Below are 19,368 nucleotides of genomic sequence, written 5' to 3' on the forward strand. Positions count from 1 at the left end.
TATTAACTAAATATTAACTCATTAACCCCGGTAAAAAAGTAGTAATTGCTGGGACATATGAAACTAATAATAAAACACCTAAAACTACTAACATAAATGGCATATTTGCCTTTATGGCTTTTCCCATGGATATCTTTCCTATTTGAGCTGCAGTTGTTAAACATAATCCTACTGGAGGTGTTATTAAACCTATCATTAAGTTTAATATTGCCATTATAGAAAAATGAACTGGATCCATTCCTATTTGCACAGCAACTGGTAATAGCACTGGAACCATAATTATTATAGCCGCAATAGACTCCATAAACATACCAACAAATAAAAGAACAATATTCATAATTAATATTACTAATATTTTATTTTGAGTTATGTTTAAAATTCCACTAGCAATATTTTGTGGAACTCTTTCACTTGTTAATATCCACGCAAAAAGATTTGCTATTCCTACTAAAACAATAACAGATCCAGCTGATATTACTGTATCTCTAAATATTGCAGGAATATCTTTTAATTTAATTTCTTTATATATAAATATACCAACAACAAAAGCATAAAGAACTGTTACTACAGATGCTTCTGTTGGTGTAAAGATACCACTTAAAATACCAACCATTAATATTATAGGCATTAATAGAGCCCATATAGCTTGTTTTATTGTAGTAACTTTTTCTTTTCCACTTACCTTTTCATGTTTTGGATAATTTCTTTTTTTCGAAATTACATATGTTGGTATTACAAATCCTATTCCTAAAATAATTCCTGGTATAATTCCTCCAACAAATAATTTTGCAATAGATAAATTTGTTAGTGTTCCAGCTATAACCATTGGTACACTTGGAGGTATTATTGGTCCAACAACTGAAGTTGATGCTGTAATCGCAACTGCAAAATCAGCATCATATCCTTCATCTTTCATTGAAGGTATAAGCATAGATCCTAATGATGCTACATCAGCTAGAGCCGTTCCTGATATACCTGCAAATAAAACAGAAGCCAATATATTTATATAAGCTAAAGCTCCTCTTATATGTCCTACAAAAACATTACAAAAAGCAACAATTCTTTTAGTAATTCCTCCTGTATTCATTAAATTACCTGCTAGTATAAATGATGGTATACAAACTAAAGTAAAAGAATCCATACCAGCATACATTTTTTCAACTACTATATTAAAGGGTATTCCTGCTAAGACTAAATAAACTAACGATGAAACTCCTAAAGAATAAGCTATAGGAACTCTAATAAATAGTAATATCAAAAATATTATAAACATTATTAATACATTATTCATTTACTATATCCTCCGGTTCAAAATCTTTTAACGCATTATCTGAATCTTTAAATAATTTTATTAATTTTAATGTTGAATAAAATAAAGAAAATATTCCTAATAAAAAAACAGAGCTATGATGTATAAACATAGGCCAATGTAATGCTGGAGATACTGATCTTTTTCCTAAAACAACAAATTTATATCCACTAAATATTACAACAATGTTAAATAATGCTATTAATGCAAAAATAAGAAAATAGCATATCTTTTTAACTTTTAATGGAAACTTCTCATAAACTAAGTCAACATCCGCAAAAGAATTATATTTAAGTGATAAAGGAGCTCCTAAACAAATAATAAATATAAATATAAAGCGTGTAAGTTCTTCAGTCCAACTTAATGTAAGAGATGGAATATATCTTGCACCTATTTGTAATAATACAACTAATATCATAGCCATATATAAACAAACTGTTATAAAAGATAAAATTTTATCTAATATTTTATCTATTTTTTTCACTAACTTCACCTCATAAAAATTTAAGAAAACTGCTTAGCAGTTTTCTTACTTTAATTAAATTTCTTCACCCATTTTTACTATATCTTCGTAAACTGTGTATGAATCTTCATCAAAATATGATTTTATTGCTGGTTCCATTGCAGCTCTAAATGCTTCTTTATCTACATCTTCATTTATAATCATACCTTTTTCTTCACATTTGTTTTTAAAATCATCTCTAGTTTCAAAATATAAGTTATTTATATATTCTTGAGTTTCTGAAGCAGCTTCTAATACTTGCTCTTGCATTTCTTCTGATAATGCTTCAAACTGTTTATCTCCAACTACAAAAAATAAATATCCTATAACATGTTCTGTTTCGTTAACATATTTTTGAACTTCATAAAAACTAGAATTAAAAATCATATCATATGGATTTTCTTGAGCATTGATAACCCCTTGGTTTAAAGCAGTAAATACTTCATTAAGAGCCATTACGTTTACATTTGCTCCTACTGCTTCCCAACACTTAATTGCTAATGGTGTATTTGATAATCTTAATTTTAATCCTCTTGCCTCTTCAGGTGTACTTACCATTTTATTAGATGTTAAGTTTCTTGGAGTTCTTAGTTGATACATTAAAGGTTTAAATCCACTTTCTTGAATTTGACCTTTAATTTTAGCTCCTGTTTCACTATCTAAAACCTTCTCAATATGTTCTTCGTTTTTATAAGCATAAGGAGCTGCTAATAAGTCTGCAAGTGGTGCCCAATTTGCCATTGATTCTCCAGAAATTGTCATATCAACTGTTCCAGATAAAATTCCATTTAATGCTTCCATTTCAGATCCTAATTCTGAGTTTGGATAAATGTCAATTATTAACTTACCATCTGTTTTTTCTTCCACTTTTTTTGCAAATTCTTTAGCACCTAAATTCCAATTATGGTCTTCAGTTACGATATCACTTAACTTCCAAACTATTGGTTTATCACTTGTTGCTTCTTTTGTACTATTTCCACAACCTACTAAACCTAATGCTAATGAACATGCAAGCCCTACTAATGCTAACTTCTTAAATTTCATTTTTACCCCCTGTATTTTGTTTTTTATTTTAAAATAAAGAGTTTACATAACAAATTATTTAAAATATCTTTGTATGTAAGAAAATTTCACTAAATAATATTGTCTAAATTTTATCCCGCTTTGTGAAACCCTTTACCTTAATATGATACAAATATCATATCTGAAATATTAGTTTTTTTCAATGATATTTTAGATTTTAATTAGAATATTATTAAATATTTTCACTTATCTGTAATTCTTGAAAAAATAAAACTATTAACTTACAATTATTATAAATCGATACTTAAAAATAAAGGAGATTTAAATGGAAAATAAATCATTATCTATAAATACCTCAGAAAAAATACTAGATTATATTATAAAAAATAATCTAAAACCCTTGGATAAACTTCCAAACGAATATGAATTGATGGACCTATTCAATGTTGGAAGAAATACTATTAGAGAATCATTGAAAATATTAAGTTCTAGAAATATTATAGATATCAAACAAGGATCTGGAACTTATGTTTCAGAAAAAGTTGGTATTTCAGATGACCCTTTAGGTTTTTTACTTATTTCTGATAAAGATAAGTTAATTAAAGATATTTTTGAATTTAGAAGTATTATTGAACCTGAAATAGCTGAAATGGCTGCATTAAATGCAACTGAAGACGATATAAATGAACTAGAATCTATTTTAAGTGAAATGTCTACTAAGATTGAAAAAAAAGAAGATTTTTTAATTTCCGATCAAAATTTTCATATTAAATTAGCACAAATCAGCAATAATTTAATTATAGAAAATCTAATTCCTGTTCTTTCAGCTGGTATGAAAATTTTTTCAGAAGAAGTTTTTGAAACTGAATACAAACAAACATTAAAATCACATAAAGAATTATTTAACGCAATAAAATCTAATAACCCTAGAGCTGCTAGAGAAACTATGACATTTCATCTTCTATTTAATAAAGAAAGATTTTTTAAATAGTAATATACATCCTATGTTTTTATATTTAATTTTATATTTAATTGAATTTATTCTACAAAACTGATAATATATGATATATATTTTAAAAAAGGTGGGATGACTTTGAAAGATAATTTTATTTTTGATTTTGCTATAATTGGTGCTGGTGTAGTAGGAAATGCCATAGCTCGAGAATTATCAAAATATAATTTAAAAATTGCAGTTATTGAAAAAAACTATGATGTTTGTTTTGAAACAAGCGGAAGAAATTCCGGAGTTATACATGCTGGTTTTTCATATGATACTGGTAGTTTAAAAAACAAACTATGTGTTCAAGGAAATGAAGAATTTGATGAAGTCTCAAAAATTTTAGATGTTCCATTTAAAAGATGTGGAAAATTATTAGTAGGACACACTGAAGAAGATTTTAATCAACTAAAAAAAATTATGCAACAAGGAAAAAATAATCAAGTTCAAGGAATGAAATTAATAAATGAAACTGAAATTAATAAACTAGTTCCTGATGCTGTTGGTAAATATGGTATTTATTCAAAAAATAGTGGAATTGTAGATCCTTTTATCTACACTATTGCCCTAGCAGAAAGTGCTGCTATTAATTCCGTAAATTATTTTTTCGATACAAAAGTAATTAACATAAAATATTTAGATTCAGAGCAAATATATTGCATTAAAACAAGCAAATCTACAATAAATTCCAGATGGATTATTAATTCCGCTGGTTTGAATTGTAATGAAATTTCAAACTTAGTAGGTATAAATTATAATGTAATTGGTTCTAAAGGAGAGTATATTGTTTTAAATAAAAAATCTGGAAATAAATTGCCTATGCCTATTTATCCAGTTCCAAATAATACTTACATGGGCATACATGTTACTAATACAACTGATGGAAATGTTTTAGTTGGTCCAGATGCAGAAAATGTTTGTTGTTCTTCTAATTATCCAACACATAAAGATAACATTGATAATTTAGCTAAAAATGCAAATAAAATTTGGCCTTTAGTCAATAGAAAAGATTATATAAGAACATATTCAGGTATTTTACCTAAAAAAACCAGTAGTACTGGCAATATTGAAGATTTTACTATTAAAATTGAAGACGATACTACTCCAAATTTTATTAATTTAATAGGAATAGAATCCCCAGGTCTTACTGCTGCTTTACCTATAGGTAGATATGTTGTTAATTTAATAAAAGAAAAAGAAAATCTAACTTCTAATAAGAATTTTATCCCTCATAGAAAAGGAATTAGAAAATTTTCAGAAATGTCTTATGCAGAACAAAAAATCGCTATTTCTCAAAATAAGGACTATGGCGAAATAGTTTGTAGATGTCAAAAAGTATCTAAAGCAGAAATTATACAGGCTATTAATAATCCATTAAATATATCTACTGTTTCATCTATTAAATATCGAACAAAATCTATGATGGGACAATGTCAAGGTGGATATTGTCAAATGAGAATTACTAATTTAATTGAAGAAATTAAAAATATACCTGCAGAAAATATTAAATATCAAGGTGAAAATTCTAATATGTTTATAGGGAAAATTAGATAGGAGGATACTATGAAAATTTATGATGCAATAATTATTGGTGGTGGCCCAGCTGGACTGGCTAGTGCCATTAAATTATATGATTTAGGCATTGAGAATATTTTAATTATAGAACGCGAACAATATTTAGGCGGTATTTTAAATCAATGTATCCATGATGGTTTTGGGCTTAAAAGGTTTAAAAAATCTCTAACAGGACCTGAATATGCAGAAATATTTATAAATGAATTGAATAAGAGAAATATTAATTATGTTACAAATTCTATGGTTATAGATATTAAAAATAATAAAGAAGTTACAATTTCTTCTATTGATGGAGTATATAAAGTTAAATCTAAAGCTATTTTATTATGTATGGGATGTAGAGAAAGAACTAGAGAAATGTTAACTATTCCTGGAACAAGACCTTCTGGTGTTTTTACTGCTGGTGTAGCACAAAGTTATATTAATATTCATAATAGAATGATTGGAAAAAATATAATTATATTAGGTTCTGGAGATATAGGACTTATAATGGCAAGACGCCTAACTTTAGAAGGCGCTAATGTTAAAATGGTTTTAGAAATAAATAACCATCCATCTGGTTTAGTTAGAAACATTGAACAATGTTTAAATGATTATAATATTCCTTTATATTTAAATAAAACTATTTCCTACATACATGGAAAAGATCGTATTTGTGGAGTTACAATATCTGATGTTGATAATAATGGAGTAGTAATTAAAAACAGTTATAAGTTTATTGAATGTGATACTTTAGTCTTATCAGTTGGCCTTATTCCTGAAAATGATTTATCTGAAAATGCAGGAATTATACTAGATGCAAAAACTAATGGACCTATTATTGATAATAACTACGAAACAAATATTAATGGCATATTTGCTTCTGGTAATGTTCTTCATGTTCACGATTTAGTTGATAATGTTTCTTTAGAGTCTGAAAATATGGCTAAATCTGTTTATAACTATATACATGAACTTAATAGTACATCTAAACTTATCGAAATTAAAAAAAATAAAAATATTTCTTATATCTTGCCTCAAAAAGCTAACTTAAACTATGATATTAACCTTTCACTAAGAGTTAATAAACCATTTAAAAAAGCTAAAATAGATATTGTACAATCTAATAAAGTTATTAAATCTTTAAATTACAATAAATTAATACCTGCACAAATGATACAGATAAAAATAAACAAAAATGATTTCATATCTAATGATAATTTGGAGGTATTTATAATATGAAAAAAACAATAAATTGCATTATTTGTCCTAATAGCTGTGAAATGACTATTGATTATAATGGCTCGAAAATTTCTTCTATCGAAGGACACTCTTGTTTAAAAGGAGAAGAATATGCTTATAAGGAATTATTTAACCCTATGAGAACAGTTTGTTCTTCAGTTATTTCTTCAAACAAAAAAGATTTATTAGTCAGTGTAAAAACTTCGTCACCAATACCTAAAAGTTTAATTTTTAAAGCTATGGAAGAAATCAAAAAAGTAAAAATTAATACACCTATTAATTCTGGAGATATTATTATAAAAAATTTCTTAAATTTAGAATGTGATTTAATATCTACTAGAACAATTAAATAAATAAAAAAGTGCATTCAAATTGAATGCACTTTTTTATGTTACATCTATATATATTTAAGAGAAATTCTGTAAGTCTAAATTATCTTTGTACTCTTCCTGATGCATCTCCATCTACTAAAGTTTGAACTTCTTCTTTACTCATTAAGTTAAAGTCACCCTTTACTGTATGTTTTAATGCTGATGCTGCTACTGCAAATTCTAGTGCATCTTTTGAAGATTTTCCTTCTAATAGTCCTGTTATTAATCCTGATGCAAAGGAGTCTCCTCCTCCTACTCTGTCAGTAATTCTTACATCATATTTTCTTGAATGGTAAAATTCTTTTCCATCATATATACATGCACTCCATCCATTGTCTGAAGCACTATATGATTCTCTTAATGTACTAGCAACTACTTTAAATCCAAATTCTTCTTTCATTTCTTTAAAAATTTGTTCATATCCTGAAACATCTAGTTTTCCACTTGTTACATCAAGTCCCTTTGGAGTAAATCCAAGACATAGTGATGCATCTTCTTCATTTCCAATACATACATCTACATATTGCATTAAATCTTTCATTACTGCTTGAGCTTCTTCTGGAGTCCAAAGTTTTTTTCTGTAGTTTAAATCAATACTAACTGTAACTCCATTTTTCTTAGCTGAAATCATTGCAGCTTTTGTAAGTTCTGCACCTTTTTTACTAATTGCTGGAGTTATTCCTGAAATATGGAACCATTTTGCATCTTTAAAGATTTTATCAAAATCAAATTCTTCTACATCAGCTTCTGCAATTGAACTATTTGATCTATCATAGATAACTTTTGATGGTCTCATTGAAGCTCCTGTTTCAGAAAAGTATATTCCAACTCTTTCTCCACCACGAACTATATAATCAGTATTAACGCCATATCTTCTTAGTTCATTTACTGCTGATTGTCCTATTTCATGTTTTGGAAGTTTTGTTACAAAATATGATTCATGGCCATAGTTTGCAAGACTTACTGCAACATTCGCTTCGCCACCACCATATATAGCATCAAAGGATTCTGCTTGAACAAATCTTTCATAACCTGGAGTTGATAATCTTAACATTATTTCTCCCATTGTTACAACTTTACTCATTTTCTTGCCTCCTTAATGTTTTTAACAAAAGTTTTTGCTTTTTCTATTATTTCTTCTGAAGTTCCCTTTACAAGGCTTGAACCTGCACCTACTGCATATGCTCCATTTGCAATCCATTCTGCAACATTATCTGCATCTACTCCACCTGTTGGCATTAAATTTACATGTGGAAGTGGTCCATGTATGGCCTTGAAGTATTTAGGTCCAAATGCTGATCCTGGGAATATTTTAATTACATCTACTCCATATTTTAGAGCTTCTGTTATTTCTGTTGGTGTCATACATCCTGGCATGTATGGAACTTGATATAGATTACATAGCATTGCAACTTCTTTATCAAAAGATGGTGAAACTATAAATTTAGCTCCATTCATAATTGCAATTCTTGCTGTTACTGGATCAAGTACTGTTCCTGCTCCTATTAGAGCTGTTTCTGGAAGTTCATCTTGAAGTCTTTTTAATACTTCTTCTGCTCTTGGTACTGTAAAAGTAATTTCAAGAACATCTACTCCACCTTCAACACATGCTTTTGAAAAGCCTAATGCTTCTTCTACGTCTTTTCCACGAATTACAGCAACAATTCCTAATTCTTTTATTTTACTTAATGTTTCTATTTTAGACATTTTATCCCTCCATATATTCCTATGTATCATATTGTGAAACTCAATATTGTATTGCGAAACTTTAAATAAATTGTATCTAATAACAATTTACAAGTCAAGTCAATATTTAAAATATATATAATTATTCATAATACAGCTTTTAATAATCCCACAATGTGATACACTATATTATATTATGGGATTAAAGTTTAATTATATATTATTACTATTATTATGTAAATGTATTGCTTTTAACTTATTAAATGTTTAACTAATTAAATTTTAAATGAATTCTATTATAGTAATAGTAAGTATGATAAAATATATAAAATCAATTAATTAGATAGGTGATAATATGGCAGAAAAAATCCAATCAATAGCAAGAGCGTTTTCAATACTTGAATCTTTTAGAGATTATCCTGATGGCGCATCAGTTACTCAACTTAGTAAAGATACAGACCTTCATAAATCAACAGTACATAGAATTCTTGGTACTTTATTAGATCTTGGTTATATCGAAAAAGATAAAGACAATAAATATTTAATATCTTATAAATTATATGATCTTGGAAATATTAAACTAAAAAACACTAACTTCATAGAAATATCTCATGGATATATGAAAGAATTATCTGAAGAAGTTAATGAAGTTGTTCATTTAGTTATAAAAGATGATATATATACTGTTTATGTTGATAAAGTTGAAGCAAATAATTCAATTACAATGGCTTCTCATGTTGGAACTAGAAATCATTTAATTTATACATCTGTTGGCAAGGCTATGCTTGCTCCTCTTTCTGATGATGAAATAAAAGATATTTGGGACAGAACCCCTAAAGTTAAGAAAACAGAAAAGACTATTTTAAATTTTGATGATTTTATGCAAAATATTCAGGAAGTTAGAAATACTAATATTGCAAGAGATGCAGAAGAAAATGAAGACGGCATATATTGTATAGGTACTGCACTTTATGATTCTACTGGAAATGTTGCTGGAGCTATTAGCATTACAGGTCCTACTTTTAGAATGACCGATAAATTAGGAACTGAACTTTATGAGAAACTTCTTAAAACTTCTTATAATATTTCTAGAGATTTAGGATATGTTCAAAAATAAAAAAGAGATGAATTAATTCATCTCTTTTTTTATTTTATTTATATTTTTTAATATTTCATCATATTCTCTATTTAATTTTTCTTTTTCTTCTTTTTTTATTTCCATAGATAATTTTCCAATTATTTCAGACATTTTACTTTCTAAAATCATTAAATTATAATTATCATATTTTTTGTTTAAGGATTTTATATAAGAACTATAATTCCCCATATGCTTATTAATCTTTTTATCCTTAATTATTAATAGTTCATCTGCAATATTATCTACAAAAGTTTTATCATGTGAAACAAATATTATTGCTCTATCATAATTCATTAAAGCTTCCTCTATTACTTCAATACTATTTATATCTAAATGATTTGTAATTTCATCAAGTATTAATATATTTATATCTTCAAGTATTATTTTACAAAGAGAAATCTTTACTCTTTCTCCACCACTTAATATTGAAGCTTTTTCATTTACCTTTTCATCTTTTATTAAAAATCGTCCAAGAACTTTTCTAACTGTATTCTCATCATAAATAGAATTTTCCATTACATTTTCAAGTATGCTTTTATCATAATCTAAAATACTCATATCTTGATTAAAATATCCAATTTTTAATTTTGTACTAATTTTTAAATCACTGCTTCTGTTTACTATCATATTTATCAATGTAGACTTTCCGCTTCCATTTTCTCCAATTATAGCTGTTTTTTTATTGTTATGAATTTGAAAACTTGCATCTTTAAATATTATTTTATCTTTAAAAGATTTATTTATATTTTTTCCATCTACTAATATTTTTGCATAAACCTTAGATTTTTCATTAATCTCAAGTTTTATTTCTTCTACTTCTTTAGGCTTTTCAACTATTTCTAATTTTTCTATTCTAGTCTCTAGAGATTTAACAAATTTATCTACTTTAGCCTTGTTTTTTTGTCCACCCATTCTGTGAAGTCTTGATTCGGAATTTCCCATTCTTTTAGGAGTCTTTCTAATATTTTTTGATTGTTCCTTTGATTTTGCTACTACTTTTTTAAGCCTGTCTTTTTCTTTTTCATAGGACTCATATAAAAACTCCTGTCTCTGTATCTCTTCTTCTTTAATACTTAAATATTTCGAATAATTTCCATCATATAATTTTACTTCTTTATTTTCTATCTCGATAATTTTATTACATACATTGTCTAAAAATTCTCTATTGTGAGAAATTATAAGCATTGTTTCTTCTTTTTCTTTAAAAGCCTTAGTCAATATCTTTATACCATTTATATCTAAATTATTCGTCGGCTCATCTACTAAATATAAATTCCCTTTTGAATTTAATAAATCAGCTATTTTAAATTTAGTTTTCTCTCCACCTGATAAATACTTATTATATTTAGAAGGAACTTTTAAAATAGATGCAGATTTTTTTGAAATTTCTGTATTTGTAATTCCTTCAATTTGCTTTAAATACTCTACTTTTATATTTTTATCTAATAAAATATCTCCACTATAATCTTCTATTCCTGCAATCATATTTAATAATGTTGTTTTTCCTGAACCATTTGTTCCAACTATTCCAACTTTATCATATTTATTTATTTTTAAATCTTCTATATTAAATATTTCCCTATTTCCAAAAGATTTACTTACTTCTTTAAAAATAATCATAAAAAAACCTCCCTTAAATTTAAGAGAGGATAGAACACTTATACATAAAAACTAAACCTTCTTATTAAAATAAAAAGATTTAAATAATATATTAAATGTATTTATAACACTATCCACTCTTTAATAAAAAAACATACAACTATTCTAGGATATAAAATTTCCTATTTAGTTATTTTTTCTAAAAAAATGGATTAATAAATCATTGTTATAAAATACACTCCTTCTATATTATTTGAATTCATATTGATATTAACAAAATAAATATTACTTGTCAATGAACTTTTTATTTTTAAATAGTAAAGTAACACTTATTAATGCAACTATAAAATCTGTTAGCACAAAAGATAACCACACACCATTCATTCCTAAAATATTACTTAAGAAAATTACCATAGGTATTATTATTAAAAATCCACGACAAATAGATATTAAAAAAGCCTTTTTAGATTTTTCTATAGCTGAAAAATATGCTGTCAAAACTATATTTATACCTGTAAAGAAAAATCCAATAAAATATATTCTAAGTCCTTTTATTGCAATATTTAAAAGTTTAATATTGTTTTCACTATTAAATATATTTATTAAGTTTTCTGAAAATATAAATGTATTTAAATATACTAATGTAGAAAGCCCAATAGATGTTATTATTGAATACTTTAGTATTTTATTTAACTCAAATATGTCTTTTTTACCATAAGCTCTACTTGTAAGTGGCTGAATACCTTGTGCTATTCCTGTAAATATTGCAATTACAATTAATGCAAGATTTGCAACTACTCCATAGGCTGCTACTCCAATATTTCCACTTATTTTAAGTATTACAAGATTAAATGTAATTAATACAATTCCTGATGAGACTTCATTTATAAAAGATGAAAGCCCTAAAGAAAAAATATTTTTTATTTCTTTTAATTTTAATTTACATTTTACAAAATTAAATGTATTACTTTTATTAAAATAGTGAATTGATAAAACCATTATACTTATTACAGGAGCAAGGCCTGTTGCAAGTGCAGCACCAAACATTCCACCTTTTAATGGAAACATAAATATATAATCAAGTATTATATTTGAAAAACTACCTATTAACATACCTGCCATTGCAAGTTTTGGAGCACTGTCATTTCTAACAAAGGCAAGTAGTATATTATTTAATATAAAAAATGGAGCAAAACTAAATATTACTTTTAAATAGGTACTAGAATAATCAATAGTACTGCTATCTGCTCCAAGTATAAAACTAATTTCTCTTGAAAAAACTTGTCCTATTATTAAGAATATAATTCCAATTAGAATCCCTATTTTTACTGCAATTGTAAAAGTTTCATTTGCATCTTTTTGATTGTTTTTTGATCTTTTAAATATATAGGATGTTGCTGCTCCTATTCCAATCATAAGTCCAGTTCCATGAATTAAACTATATAATGAAATAGAAAAATTAAGTGCTGCAAGACCAGTTGAACCTAAGGCCTTTGATACAAAAAATGTATCCGCTAAAATATAAAATGACAGACCTATCATTCCAATTACATTTAAGCTTACATATTTAATAAATTTTTTTAATATATTGTTTTTTCCCATGTTTTCCTCCCTTATATTAAAAAAAGGTGCCTAAATATTCCTTCAGTGACCTATTGGAATACTTAAACACCCTAAAACTCTACTCGGTAGCAAAATATTAGTGCATATGCTATTGTTTTTGATTATAGCAAAGTTTTTTTATTTTTACAATATTATTTTCTATAAATACTATGCTATTATTGTACTTCCATCTTCTTTTAAATATATTTGAAGTGGTGCTTTATGATTTGCAAATCTTGTTGGTGATAGTGAATATGCATAGCTACCTGCATTTGTAACTATAACTAAGTCTCCTATATTAGCCTTTGGAAGATTTATATTTTTTGCTAAAACATCTGTTGATGTACATAAACTTCCTGCAAGAACTACTTCTTCAAGATTTTTATTATCTCCTTCAGGAATTAAAAATTCAAAAGCATCTCTTCTTGTAAATAATGGCTCAAAAGAAGGTATTTCAACATCTGAATCTAAGTAATTCATTAAAAATTCAGCAAGTGATGGTCTTAAAAATCCATTTAATCCTTTTTCAGCAACTAAATATTTAACACCCATAGATTCTTTTATATCTACTATTTTAGTTACAAATTCTCCTGCTTCACAGATGATAAATCTACCACTTTCTATAATTAATCTTGCATTTAAATCTTTATTATACTTCTCTACAATTCTAGAGCATTCTACTGAAAGTTTATCAAAATCTAGTGGGTTTTCTTCTGTCTTAGAATAAACTATTCCAATTCCTCCACCAAAATCTATAAAGTCCATATTAAAATCTAGCTCATCTTTGCAAAATACTGCAAGTTTAAATACTGTTTCATAATAGTCAGAAAGTCTTTTATAATCAAGAATTTGACTTCTTAAATGAACATGTATTCCAGATACTTTAATATTTTCTAGACTATTTATAAAATCTTTATTTTCAATTAAAGAATCTTCATCTACTCCAAATTTACTGCTAGACTTACCATTAAAATTCATATTAATTCTAAGTCCAACTTCTAAATTTTTATTTTGTTCCTTAGCTACTTCATTTATAATTTCTAATTCATGATAACTATCAGCTACAATTATAGCTTTATCAATTGTTTGTTCAATATCTTTTTTTTGTTTTCCAGGTGTAGAATAGATAATTTTATCTTTTGAAAGTCCCATTTCTACACTTAATAGCACTTCTTCAGCTGATGCTGCATCAGATCCTATGTTTTTTGATGTTAAAAATTCCAATATTGGTTTTAATGGGTTTGCCTTTACAGAATAAAAAAATTCAAATTGTGGTAATTTTTCGTAAAGAGTTTCTACTTGTCTTTTTATGACTTTTTCATTATAAATATAAAATGAATTGTCATGTTCTCTCATTAGGCCTTTAAGTAAATCTAAATTATTTTGCATAAATTATACTCTCCTTAATTATAGTTCACATAAGTGACTTTAAAGTTATTTGAATTAACCATCTTTTTTCCCAAGAAATTATTAAAATGCAAAAAACTGCAATATTAACTAAATTATATCACATTAAATAAATAATATATTAAAAAGAATTAATAGCTAATATATTAAAAAACTTCACTAATTATCTTTATATAAAATAGAGCTAATACAATAAGTATAATTGGTCTTACTGATTTTGAACCATTTGTAATAAAAACCTTAGTCCCTAAATAATTTCCAAGAATACTAAATAGTCCTGCTACTAATCCTAGAGGAATTAACACTTTTCCATTTAGGAAAAATATTGTAAGAGCAGTTAAATTTGTAGTAAGATTAATCGCTTTAGTAATACCAGCTGATGAATTTAAACTCATCTTAGCAACACCTGTTAGAAGAAGTATTAAAAAAGTTCCAGTTCCAGGACCATAAAATCCATCATACATTCCCACAAAAAACGATATTGGTATAGATATTAATATAGTCTTTTTAACAGAATAAGCATCTCCTCCTCCTTCTAAGTCCTTTGTTTTAAAAACATAAAAGGCTGTAATTGGAAGAATAAAAAGCATTAATATTTTAAAAATTCTATCATCAGTTAAAAGTGCTAATTTTGCTCCAATTGAAGATCCTAAAAGAGCAAATATAATTGTAAATATTGCATGATTTAATTTTATAAAGCCTTTTTTTGCAAATCTATATGTTGTAAGAATAGTTCCCATAGCAGAGCTTAATTTATTAGTTCCTATTGCAAAATGAACAGGAAAACCAGCAAGCATATAAGCTGGAAGAGAAATAAGCCCTCCTCCACCTGCTATTGAATCTACAAAACCTGCTAAAAAAACTAAAGGACATACTATTAAAAATTGCATAAATGTAGTCATTTTTTACTCCTTTATTATCTCTATTTTGTTTATTATAATTCTATTAAATTTCCTCCAAGCATACTTGCAGTATTTGGATCACAAGTTGTAAATATTATTTGATTTGACTTTGCAAAATCCTTAATTAAATTGACAGATTCTTCTTTTCTTTCTGGATCTAAATCTACAAGACAATCATCTAATACTACATAGCCATATTTTTCATCAAAAATATAATTTAGAATTGAAAATCTAAGAGCAAGTGTAACAGCATCATAAGTTCCTGCAGATAGAAGCTCTAAAGGAATACTTCCATCTTCCTTCTTTAAATCAATATTAAAGTCATCATCAATATTTGAATTTATAAAACTATCTTTTGTAATTATCTGAAGCAGTCTCTTAAATTCCTTAACTAAAGGCTCCATTGGATTATTATCTAAATCTTCTTTTACCTCATAAAATATATCTTTTATTTCAAGAAGTTTTTTTCCTTTATTTAAAAGTTTAATAAAGCTTTTTTCACTATCTAAATATGCTTTTTTAAGCTCTTCATAAGTTTCATCAAGTAAATTATTTTTAGCATTATAGTAATTATCATTTAAATTTTCTAAGATTCCCTGACCTCTTGATAGAGCAGATCTTAAAGAGTATAATCTATTTCTAAACTCATCAGTTGATGAAAATCTTTCAGGAAGAGGTTTTAAATTTTCTAGTTCATCTTTTTTATTTTTATAAGTAAACTTTATTTCTATTAATAAATCTATTAAATTAGCTTCACTTTTATATTCAGAAGTCCACTTTTCAATATTTTGTTCAGAAGTTTTAATATTTGATAATATTTCAATTTTTTCATTATTTAAATTTTCTAATTCTTTATTTATTTCATCAATATTTAAAGATGTATTTATATCCTTTAAATTAAAAAGTTCTTTTTCTAAATCTTCTAATATTTCTTCTCCAATTAAAATACTTATATTTTCTTCTAAAGATTTAAGCTCTAATTTTTTATTTTTTCTTGACTCATAATCTTTCCTAGCATCTGAAATACTATCTATATCTAAAGATTTTAATTTTTCCTTAAACTCTTCTACTAGTACTTTATAATTTTTAGACAATTCTTCAAAATCTAATTCTCCAGTTTTAATTTCAATTTCAAATTCATTATTATAATTAATATTTATAATTCCATTTGCTTCAAAAGTTTCATCTACTTTTATTTTTTCACTTTCTAAAAAATCCTTTGAAATGAATATATTCTCACTTTTTGATTTTTTTACAAGAGCTATTATTTTACCTGCTTTTATTTCAGTTTCCTTAGTTAAAATATCACTATTTAATTTTTCTAGTAAATCCAAATCTTCTTTTGTTATATCCTTTATATTTAATAGTTCTTCTTCTGTATTTTTTATTTCACTTTTTATAGAATTTATTTTATCTAATTTCTCTTCTATATATTTTTTTCTATTTATACTTTCAATTTGAGATTTTTCATTATTTAATTTAGCTAAACTTTCATTAACTCTTTCCAAATCTCTATTAAAAAACTTAAGACTTTCTGATGTCTTTGGCCACTCTAAATATACATTTGATAATATATATAAATCTTTTTTTACAGAATTTAATTCACTTTCTATAATTGATCTTTTATTTACATCTTCTTCAATTAATTCAAGTTCATCTTTTTCCTTTTCAACTTTATCCTTATCGTCTTTTAAAGTTTTTATATCTTGGCAAATTTCTTCAAAGTTTTTTTCAGATATATTTGCCTCTTCCATTTTTACTTTTAATTCTTCTTTTTCATAATACTTTTTAATAATTTCTCCAAGACCTACTTTATACTGATTATTTACACCTTTATTATTTTCAGGGTAATTTTTTTCAATATCCCATTTTTTATAGAGATATTCTATTTCAGCCATTAGGTTTTCCTCTATTTTATCTATTGAAACTCCATCAAGCTCCATTAATGTTTTTCTTAAAAGATCACTTATTTCATTTGTAGTTTCTTTATCTTCTATAATATTATTAATTGCTGCTTTTAAATCTTTTTGTTTTGCAAAAACTATATTACTATAAGTGCTTTCTCCAAAGGACAAAATATCTAAAAGTTCTTTATTAATTGTTTTTTCATCTTTTAAAATTTTATTATTTGGAGTTTTAAGTATTATATTTTCATTACTTCCCCACTCTTTGGAAATCTCATATTCTCCCTCTTTGGTTTCAAGTACAACTTTTCCATCAATAGAGTCTCCTCCACTTATTGGCATAAAGTAAGAATGGAAATTTTTATCCTTATTATTATTCATTTTAAGTTTTATATTTTTAAATAAAGTAGAGTGTATTCCATGAATTACTGTGCTTTTTCCAGATTCATTTGGCCCTAAAATAACATTTATTCCCTTATTAAATTCAAGCTTTACATCTTTAAGACCTGCAAATCTCTCTGCTTCATAGGATTTTATATACATTTCTACCTCCTTATTAACTCATAGGCTATTTGAAGAGCTTCTTCATCATCTATTAGTTTATTTAAAAATTCATAGGGAAAAGATCCCCTAGTAAATTCTTTTTCTATAGTCTCTTTAGTAATCTTTTCCTTTAAATTAAAATCTTCAATAGCTAAACTAAAAACTCCAGACTCAAGCTCTCTATAAAAATCACTTAAAGAGTTATATAAATCTTTATTTAAACTACCACTTAAATTTAATCTAATTATTTTATGTTCAGGATTATTTTCAAATACAAATTTTTCTATATTTTCAAGATCTTCCTTTGAGTCTATTTCAAAATCTTTATCAATAAATCTATATTTACCAGTTATAATTCTTTTTGCAAATATATTATCATTATCTACTTCTATAAAAAATGCAGAACCCTCGTCTTTATAGTCCATACCATCTGGCTCAGGTGTTCCTGCATTATAAATTTGATTGTTTTTTATTTCATCTACATAGGGATATCTCACATGAGTATGACCTATTAACCATAAATCCACAGGAATATCTTCAAGTTCTCTTTTTGACATATAATAATAATTTCCTTCAATATCTGCAGACAATCCCTCTAAAGCACCATGAGCTATTCCTATATGATGTTTTTTATTTTCTACTAAACCATTTTCTTTAATCCAGTTAATACTATTTTCACTAGAATGCTTATTGTGACAAGGCGCAGGATATATTGCAATATCTAAATCATAATCATCTAATAAATAAGGTCTTTTTTCATTAAGTAAAATTATTTTATCCCCTGAAATATCTACAAAATATCTCCATAGATCATTAATTCCATTGTCATAATCATGATTTCCAGGAAGAACTAAAACTGCCTCTCCATTAAATTTATTTAAAATATCTACTACTTTTTTAATATCACCTTTATTTATATTAATTGCATTAAATAAATCTCCTGCAATTACAAAAATATTACACTCTAATTCATTTGACTTATTTATCATATTTTCAAGAGATAAAAATCTAGCATCAATTAGTAATTCTCTGACATTATCTCCATAATTATTAAATTTCATACCAATATGTATATCACCTGTGTGAAATATTTTAATTGACATAATTTACCTCCATAAATACAAATTCTTTTATATAATAATTATAGCATAATTAAATAAATCAATTTTAATCTATTAATTAAATAAAAGATTAAATTTCTTTCTAATAGAATAAATAAAAAACCACCTAATTATAGATGGTTTAAGCATTTACAAAATATTTATTTTCTAAGTCTTCTAGATGATAAAAAATATGAACTAAATCAGCTCCAAACTCTTTAAGATAATAAGCAGTTCCTTCATTTTCATCAAATCTTTTTTCTATTACATTTCTATCTGATAATATAGATAACTTTCTATTTAACTCAGTATTGCTCATAAATGGAATACTATTTGAAATCTCACTATATCTATGATTGTTTAAATTAATTGACTTTAAAATTTCTGGAACCCATCTTAGTTTTATTAGGTCCTGAACTACTTCAAAGCCACTTGCAATTTTATTTTCCATAAAACCTCCCACAAACAAATTCATCTCTTTTTGTTACT

17 protein-coding genes are annotated in these 19,368 nt (G+C 25.9%); 5 read left to right on the plus strand and 12 right to left on the minus strand.

Features of this window, described 5'->3' with window-relative positions; translation table 11 throughout:
• Positions 1-13: 13 nt before the first annotated feature.
• Genes J2Z71_RS02880 through J2Z71_RS02890 form a run of 3 tightly spaced genes read right to left on the minus strand, consistent with a single transcriptional unit; the run spans position 14 to position 2,855 of the window.
• Positions 14-1,291 carry a TRAP transporter large permease gene (locus J2Z71_RS02880; protein WP_210060355.1) on the minus strand — a complete coding sequence of 426 codons (1,278 nt, stop codon included), beginning with the start codon at positions 1,289-1,291 and terminating at the stop codon, positions 14-16.
• Complete coding sequence (locus J2Z71_RS02885) at positions 1,284-1,793, minus strand: TRAP transporter small permease (protein ID WP_210060356.1); 510 nt, start codon at positions 1,791-1,793, stop codon at positions 1,284-1,286. The genes J2Z71_RS02880 and J2Z71_RS02885 overlap by 8 nt, the downstream gene beginning before the upstream one ends.
• Positions 1,794-1,847: 54 nt before the next feature.
• On the minus strand, positions 1,848-2,855 hold the full coding sequence (locus J2Z71_RS02890; RefSeq protein ID WP_210060357.1) for a TRAP transporter substrate-binding protein: 1,008 nt from the start codon (positions 2,853-2,855) through the stop codon (positions 1,848-1,850).
• 304 nt (positions 2,856-3,159) lie between these two features.
• On the opposite strand from J2Z71_RS02890, the gene J2Z71_RS02895 reads away from it, so the two are divergent.
• The 4 genes from J2Z71_RS02895 (at position 3,160) to J2Z71_RS02910 (ending at position 6,980) form a co-directional block, all read left to right on the plus strand.
• A complete protein-coding gene (locus tag J2Z71_RS02895; protein ID WP_210060358.1) occupies positions 3,160-3,825 on the plus strand; it encodes a FadR/GntR family transcriptional regulator in 666 nt (221 codons plus the stop codon).
• 102 nt (positions 3,826-3,927) lie between these two features.
• Entirely contained in the window at positions 3,928-5,385 is a 1,458-nt protein-coding gene (locus J2Z71_RS02900) for an NAD(P)/FAD-dependent oxidoreductase (protein ID WP_210060359.1), read from the plus strand.
• A 9-nt stretch (positions 5,386-5,394) separates the two neighbouring features.
• Positions 5,395-6,627 (plus strand): NAD(P)/FAD-dependent oxidoreductase, encoded by a 1,233-nt coding sequence (locus tag J2Z71_RS02905; RefSeq protein ID WP_210060360.1) that lies wholly within the window; start codon positions 5,395-5,397, stop codon positions 6,625-6,627.
• Positions 6,624-6,980 (plus strand): DUF1667 domain-containing protein, encoded by a 357-nt coding sequence (locus tag J2Z71_RS02910; protein WP_210060361.1) that lies wholly within the window; start codon positions 6,624-6,626, stop codon positions 6,978-6,980. Before J2Z71_RS02905 ends, J2Z71_RS02910 begins: the two co-directional genes overlap by 4 nt.
• A gap of 79 nt (positions 6,981-7,059) precedes the next feature.
• On the opposite strand, the gene J2Z71_RS02915 is transcribed toward J2Z71_RS02910, so the two are convergent.
• Entirely contained in the window at positions 7,060-8,082 is a 1,023-nt protein-coding gene (locus J2Z71_RS02915) for a sugar kinase (protein WP_210060362.1), read from the minus strand.
• Positions 8,079-8,705 carry a bifunctional 2-keto-4-hydroxyglutarate aldolase/2-keto-3-deoxy-6-phosphogluconate aldolase gene (locus J2Z71_RS02920; RefSeq protein WP_210060363.1) on the minus strand — a complete coding sequence of 209 codons (627 nt, stop codon included), beginning with the start codon at positions 8,703-8,705 and terminating at the stop codon, positions 8,079-8,081. Before J2Z71_RS02920 ends, J2Z71_RS02915 begins: the two co-directional genes overlap by 4 nt.
• 334 nt (positions 8,706-9,039) lie before the next feature.
• Here J2Z71_RS02920 and J2Z71_RS02925 point away from each other — a divergent pair, with 334 nt between their 5' ends.
• A complete protein-coding gene (locus J2Z71_RS02925) occupies positions 9,040-9,801 on the plus strand; it encodes an IclR family transcriptional regulator (RefSeq protein ID WP_210060364.1) in 762 nt (253 codons plus the stop codon).
• 12 nt (positions 9,802-9,813) lie between these two features.
• Here the strand turns inward: J2Z71_RS02925 and abc-f are convergent, their stop codons facing one another.
• The 7 genes from abc-f to J2Z71_RS02960 form a co-directional block, all read right to left on the minus strand.
• Positions 9,814-11,442, minus strand: a complete 1,629-nt coding sequence (gene abc-f, locus J2Z71_RS02930) for a ribosomal protection-like ABC-F family protein (protein WP_210060365.1) — start codon at positions 11,440-11,442, stop codon at positions 9,814-9,816.
• Positions 11,443-11,706: 264 nt separating this feature from the next.
• Positions 11,707-13,023 (minus strand): MATE family efflux transporter, encoded by a 1,317-nt coding sequence (locus J2Z71_RS02935; protein ID WP_210060366.1) that lies wholly within the window; start codon positions 13,021-13,023, stop codon positions 11,707-11,709.
• Positions 13,024-13,191: 168 nt separating this feature from the next.
• Complete coding sequence (locus J2Z71_RS02940; RefSeq protein WP_210060367.1) at positions 13,192-14,412, minus strand: alanine racemase; 1,221 nt, start codon at positions 14,410-14,412, stop codon at positions 13,192-13,194.
• A 164-nt stretch (positions 14,413-14,576) separates the two neighbouring features.
• Positions 14,577-15,332 (minus strand): sulfite exporter TauE/SafE family protein, encoded by a 756-nt coding sequence (locus J2Z71_RS02945; protein WP_210060368.1) that lies wholly within the window; start codon positions 15,330-15,332, stop codon positions 14,577-14,579.
• 32 nt (positions 15,333-15,364) lie between these two features.
• Positions 15,365-17,779 carry an ATP-binding protein gene (locus tag J2Z71_RS02950; protein WP_210060369.1) on the minus strand — a complete coding sequence of 805 codons (2,415 nt, stop codon included), beginning with the start codon at positions 17,777-17,779 and terminating at the stop codon, positions 15,365-15,367.
• A gap of 2 nt (positions 17,780-17,781) precedes the next feature.
• On the minus strand, positions 17,782-18,882 hold the full coding sequence (locus J2Z71_RS02955) for a metallophosphoesterase family protein (protein WP_210060370.1): 1,101 nt from the start codon (positions 18,880-18,882) through the stop codon (positions 17,782-17,784).
• A gap of 139 nt (positions 18,883-19,021) precedes the next feature.
• Positions 19,022-19,330 (minus strand): winged helix-turn-helix transcriptional regulator, encoded by a 309-nt coding sequence (locus J2Z71_RS02960; protein WP_210060371.1) that lies wholly within the window; start codon positions 19,328-19,330, stop codon positions 19,022-19,024.
• Positions 19,331-19,368: the final 38 nt, after the last annotated feature.

Source organism: Peptoniphilus stercorisuis, assembly GCF_017874395.1.
GTDB lineage: Bacteria > Bacillota > Clostridia > Tissierellales > Peptoniphilaceae > Anaerosphaera > Anaerosphaera stercorisuis.